At 26.5% G+C, this 5,580-nt stretch carries 10 protein-coding genes; all 10 read right to left on the bottom strand.

Going from position 1 to position 5,580, the window contains the following annotated elements; genetic code table 11:
- Positions 1-38: 38 nt before the first annotated feature.
- A complete protein-coding gene (locus Q0W06_RS19150; RefSeq protein ID WP_297639659.1) occupies positions 39-740 on the bottom strand; it encodes a hypothetical protein in 702 nt (233 codons plus the stop codon).
- 17 nt (positions 741-757) lie between these two features.
- Positions 758-1,552 (bottom strand): phosphoadenosine phosphosulfate reductase family protein, encoded by a 795-nt coding sequence (locus Q0W06_RS19145; protein WP_297639656.1) that lies wholly within the window; start codon positions 1,550-1,552, stop codon positions 758-760.
- Positions 1,553-1,764: 212 nt separating this feature from the next.
- Positions 1,765-1,989 (bottom strand): hypothetical protein, encoded by a 225-nt coding sequence (locus Q0W06_RS19140; RefSeq protein ID WP_297639653.1) that lies wholly within the window; start codon positions 1,987-1,989, stop codon positions 1,765-1,767.
- 69 nt (positions 1,990-2,058) lie between these two features.
- Positions 2,059-2,457: a single-stranded DNA-binding protein gene (locus Q0W06_RS19135; RefSeq protein WP_297639650.1), complete on the bottom strand. Its 399-nt coding sequence runs from the start codon at positions 2,455-2,457 to the stop codon at positions 2,059-2,061.
- A gap of 1 nt (position 2,458) precedes the next feature.
- A complete protein-coding gene (locus tag Q0W06_RS19130; RefSeq protein ID WP_297639647.1) occupies positions 2,459-3,313 on the bottom strand; it encodes a hypothetical protein in 855 nt (284 codons plus the stop codon).
- Complete coding sequence (locus Q0W06_RS19125; protein ID WP_366516804.1) at positions 3,306-3,830, bottom strand: MBL fold metallo-hydrolase; 525 nt, start codon at positions 3,828-3,830, stop codon at positions 3,306-3,308. Before Q0W06_RS19125 ends, Q0W06_RS19130 begins: the two co-directional genes overlap by 8 nt.
- A gap of 30 nt (positions 3,831-3,860) precedes the next feature.
- Positions 3,861-4,028 carry a hypothetical protein gene (locus Q0W06_RS19700; RefSeq protein WP_366516803.1) on the bottom strand — a complete coding sequence of 56 codons (168 nt, stop codon included), beginning with the start codon at positions 4,026-4,028 and terminating at the stop codon, positions 3,861-3,863.
- A 39-nt stretch (positions 4,029-4,067) separates the two neighbouring features.
- Complete coding sequence (locus Q0W06_RS19120) at positions 4,068-4,460, bottom strand: hypothetical protein (protein WP_297639644.1); 393 nt, start codon at positions 4,458-4,460, stop codon at positions 4,068-4,070.
- A gap of 83 nt (positions 4,461-4,543) precedes the next feature.
- The gene (locus tag Q0W06_RS19115; RefSeq protein ID WP_297639641.1) at positions 4,544-4,846 is read right to left on the bottom strand and encodes a hypothetical protein; all 303 of its coding nucleotides are present in this window, start codon (positions 4,844-4,846) and stop codon (positions 4,544-4,546) included.
- Positions 4,847-4,871: 25 nt separating this feature from the next.
- Positions 4,872-5,580, bottom strand: a 709-nt coding sequence (locus Q0W06_RS19110) for a hypothetical protein (RefSeq protein WP_297639639.1), incomplete at its 5' end; no start/stop codon positions are given.

Here is a 5,580-nt window from a genome sequence, read left to right as displayed (position 1 = left end):
AGTTTTTTAGTATATTATCCAACTCTTTTTTATTAAATTTATATTGCATTAACTTCACCTCTTTTTCTTTCATTGTATAATTTGGCGTATCTTTTACTTATTGCATTTTCAGTTCTATTTAATTCTCTAGCTACTTCTTTACAACTCACCCCTCTATTTCTTAGCATTATCATTCTTGAATCATCTATCTTGCTCCAGCATCTATAACCAATTTTCTTTAAATCTTTTTTTCTTTTTTCTATAAGCCATTTTGGTTCTATCCCTAACCCATATAAATCTAGTTTGCTTGAATCCCAAATATCTTGATTTTTTCCTAAAAATATTAGCAAACTATTTATTCTAATTTTTAATGGTGAATTTATTTTTTTAGGATTATTTTTTGTCATTGTTAATCCTTTTTCTTTCCATCTTGTTATTGTTTTAGTATCAACTTTTAAAATTCTAGCCACTTCTGAAGCATTCACTATATTAGTTCTTTCTAGCTTTAATCTTAAAACTTTTCTATGGATACTTATTTTATCTCTGTTTAATTTTTTAGCTAAATATTCATCTGAACGCTCTATATTATCCTCAATAAATTTTATTTCTTCTTCTGAAAATTTCTTTTTATTTAACTTTAATTCATATAATTTAGATTGTACTGACTTTTCAGTTCTATTTAATTTTTTTGCTATTTCTTTACTTTCTAATTTTCTATAATTCTTTTTTAAAAATTCTATTTCTTCATTAGTCCATTTCATTATTATCCCTCCCTAAATCATTCAAAAAAACTACATTGTCCTTCAATGTTTTTTTGTTTTATTGTTTCACCTATCCACCAGTTCATTACTTCTTTACCTGTTTTCCATTCACATTTCTTATTTTTTTTATGTCTTTCTATAATCATTTTGTCGAATGTTTTTATATAATTATTTTTATACACTGGATATAAATCTAATTCCTTAACTTGATTTGAACTTAAAGGACATCCAATACAACCTAATCTTTTAAATCCTCTATCATAAAGTTCGCAATAAGGTAATTTATATTTACGTATATATTCCCAAATTTCTTCATCTGTCCAGTCAATCAAAGGTCTTACAACAACTTTTCCTTTCCAAAATCCCACCATTGGTAATTTTCTTCTTTTAGAACTTTCAGCCCATCTTACTCCAAGAAAAACTGTATCTCCTTCATTTCCTGTACGTTCTTTCATTACATCACAACAATATCTTACAAGACGGCTAGGTGGCATAAGCTTTTTAGGAATTAATGTCCACATTGTTATTTCATTTCCTTCTTTATCTTTTTTATAAGGTTGCCAGGCAACATCTTTATGAAATTTCTTTATATATTTAATTATATCTGGTTGATCTACACTTGGTGGACTATATATTGGTTTAAAATCTATATTTGCTCTATACATTAAATGCTTTAAAACAATACTGTCTTTCCCACCACTAAATGCACATATATTTTCATTTTCTTTTCTTCTATTTTGAAATTCTTTTATTATTTTTATAGAATTTTCTTCTTTATTTATTTCTCCTAAAAGTGTTTTTTCAATTAACAAAATCCTCACCTTACAAACTGCATATTGCCAATTTGTAAGGAAATCGTATTTAAGGCTTGTCTTTATTAAGAGTGTTTCTTTGCCTAGCTTTCGCATTATAGGCATGGTGGATTTTACGCTTTAACCAATGTCTTTTTTCAAAAATAATTAATGGCTAATCAATTATTATCTATGCAACCTGGTACACCAGGATTAAGTGTTTTGTTAATTCTTTATAGTTCAATACTATAAATATTTTTAGTTTTCTCTATAGTTAGAATTTTTGCATTAACTATAGCTCTTTGATTTTTGCTCCAAGCTTTAAATACTTCTTTTGCATTTTCCTTACTTAAAGCTTTTATACTTCTTTCTTGTTCTCTTAAATGACCTTTCCATGTTTCATAATAAAAGTAAATTATAAACTCCTGAATATCCAATGTATTTTTTATTTTCTTCATTGCCCTCTCCTCTATTTTTCAAAATTATATGAACTATCCTAAAATAAAGAATAGTCCATATTTTATTTTCTAAAATGGCATATCATCATTTGAAACTGGAGTCATATCACCATCAAAACTATTATCATTAAACGTGGTATTTGCATTTCCTTGATTATTTTTTTTATCACCTACAAATTCAAAGCTTTCTATAAATATATCTGTTGTATATCTCTTTGAACCGTCTTTTGCATTATAACTTCCAGTTTGAATATGCCCTGTTAATGCTATTTGACTTCCCTGTTGAAAATACTGTGCTATTGTTTCTGCTTGTTTACCAAATGCTACACAATTTATAAAATCTACTTCATCTCTCTTAAATTGTCTTGTAACAGCAACCGAAAATTTTGTAACCCCTTTTCCTGTACCTGCAGCAAATTTTAACTCAGGGTTTTTCCCTAAACGTCCTATTAAAATTACTTTATTCATCTTACATACCTATACTTTCTAAAATTTCTATAGCTTGTCCTAATTTATCTTCTTTAACATGAACTTTGCTATGTTCTTCACTAAGCTTTTTAAGTTCTTTTTCTAACAGTTCTTTCTCTTTTTCAATCTTTTCTTTTTCTTCTGCTAATCCTACAAATTCTTTCTTTAACTCTTCACTTTTTCTCATTTTTTTCTCTCCTTCATTGTTCATTTTCAATTCTTGAACACTGTCTATTGTTATTACTTTCTTTTGTTCATTTTCTAGTTTTTGAACTTTTATATTATCTATTTCTTCTTTAAAAATATAATCTAACGCTTTACTAACTTCACTTTTCTTTTCTTCTAGTCCTTTTATTTTTATTCCTGACATTTCATCTTTAAATTCCTTAAATACTACAACAATATCTTTATTTCCTATTTGACTAAATCTACTATCCATTTTTATAGCATGTAGCATTTTGTTTTGAGTTTTTATATTTTCATTTTCCCAAAGTTTTTTCATTTCTTCTTTCATAAGCTCTCTAGCTTCATCTATCTTTTTCATCCAATCTGCCCCCAAATTTCTTAAATAATCATCTCTATAAGATAGCTCATTAGCCATCATTAAAATTTCTTGTAAATCATTAGTGGTTACTGTATCTCCAAACTTTAAATAAATAGCTGCTAATATAGCGATTCTAAAATTAGCTAATTCACTAAAAATATATTCATTCGCTATCTTATTTGCTTTATCAGTTGTATATCTTTCTATAATTTGAATTTCATCACTTTTAAGTTTATTTATCCATTTACGTTGCTGTCTGTTCATGTTCATTTGATTTTTGAACATAGTATTAGTTTCTAAAACATTAGCCATCTATAACCAGTCCTTTCTTTGCTATGTAAACTGGTATTCCAGTTAATTTCTCTACTTCTTCTTTTATATAGTTTTCATCTGCATTATTTTCACTTAAATGAATTAATGTAATATCCTTTGTTTTCTTTAAATCCCACGCCTTTAATGTTTCTTTTAAAGTTTCTAATGACATATGACTTTTAAAAATTCTAGCTCTATATGGTTCAATATTTTGTATATCTTTTTCAGAATAATTACATTCGATTAAAACATGATCTATATCTTTAAATTTATATTTAAGATAATAAGTATCTGTAGCAAATATCATTTTCCCTATTTCTTTATGTTCAATAATAAATCCAAAATTTTCACATTCAGTTTCATTATTATTTGTATGTTGGCAATCAAAAGGCTTAATTTTAAAGTTTCCTATTTGAAATGTATTAAGATTATATATTTCATTTGCTCGTCTTCTATCTTCGATTTTATTTGCTTTAAGAACGCTTTTATTAGCATAAATATTAATTCCATTATTCAATATGTGCTTTACATCTCTGCAATGGTCCAGTCAAAGATGTTCATGGCTTATTAAGCATCCAACTACTTTACTTAAATCAAAATCTAATCCAAAAACTATATCTTTCCACTTTAATCCTGCTTCTAAAATTAAAATTTCTTTACTTGTTTCTATTAAGTAACAATTTCCTTTACTTCCACTTCCTAAAACCTTGAACATTAAATCACCCCCTAATTTAATCTATATATTTATTATTATTTATAATTTTTTAAATATATTTTTTTCTTCATCTTTAATACAGTATTCGCACACTATATTCTCTTCATTATCTAAATATAATTCACAATCTTCTATACTTACTTCATCTCCACATCTATTACATTCATATCTAACATAGCCTAACGGATTATATCCACTTATACTATTTCCTAATATCTTCTCTAGTTCTTCCAATGTATTTTTAGATACTTTTATTTCTTCAATATCTTCTTTTTCTAATACTCCATAAACTTCACTATGTTTTCCTAAAATTTCTCCAAAATAGATGTTTTCACCTATTGCATTTTCTAATTCTGTTTCATCTGCAATAAAAACCCCTTCAACTTCTCCTTGTCTTCCACAATCCCAGTAAAATTTATATAATTTCTTCATATTCCTACTCCTTTATCAATTGATTTTCATATGAGAATACGATTTTATAACTATACTCTCATATGAATTTATTTAGCTATTATTTAATCTTCTATTAAACTAACTGTACTTACTTCCTTACCAAATTTTTCATTATATTTTTTTATATCTTCATTTAATGATTCTATTGCTTCTAATGCTTCTTCTTTTGTATGAATTATTACAAACTTTATTTTACTTCCGTCATTTGTAATTTTACTTATCTTTTTAAATCCAGCACTATGTTTAGTAAGTTCTTTTACTCTTAATGCAATTAATGCTCCATGATAAACATCTGCTTCATTTTCTAATAAATCTTTTGTTAGTTTGGGAAATGTACTCCCATATTCAACACATATGCAATCCATTTTTCAGCCTTCTTTCTATTTTTTATTAAGCTATTATTTTAATACTTGGAAATCCTTTTAATTCTTTTTGTAAGTAATCTTTTATATTTTTAATAGCTTCATTTCTCCAAGCTCCTCCGTCTGCTTCATATATTGCAGCAGATGGACCATTTTTCATTCTAAATATAAATTTACTTATTGGTTGTTCTACCTCAACAAATGTTCTAAAAGGTGCTAATTGTACAGGGTTTGGAACTTCTGCTTGATTTACACTTGCTACACCAGTTTTTATAGTTACTTGTTGTTTAATTCCATCATCACCTAATTCTTTAACTGCTTCATCTTTAACTAATCCAGTATATTTTAATAAAACTTTTTTATCTCCTACATCTACAAAACTACTTTGCAGCATAATATTAAACATTTCAGTTGATAAAAATTGGTCATAACGTACATTGTCAGGTAATATAGCTTTTGCTTCTATATATAATTCTCTATCTTTATCTTCATTTAATGGACTAAATAATCTAACTCTTTTATATGAATCTATTTGTATTAATAGTTCACCTTTTAAATTGTCTACATTACCTTTTATATAATCAACTAATCCTGTAAGTGTTGATACTGTAAGTGTATTTGCTACTGGTGCTGTAATTCTTGTTAAATTAACTCTTGAATATGTTCCTTGTGGTAAATCCACTATTGGTTCTTTTTCTTCTCCTATTTTGATTAAGTATTCTAATGCTTCTTTTTGA

It is taken from the genome of uncultured Clostridium sp. (genome assembly GCF_947072515.1).
Taxonomy (GTDB): domain Bacteria; phylum Bacillota; class Clostridia; order Clostridiales; family Clostridiaceae; genus Clostridium.
Note: the sequence above shows the minus strand (reverse complement) of the source record. Positions and strands in the feature narration are given on the sequence as shown.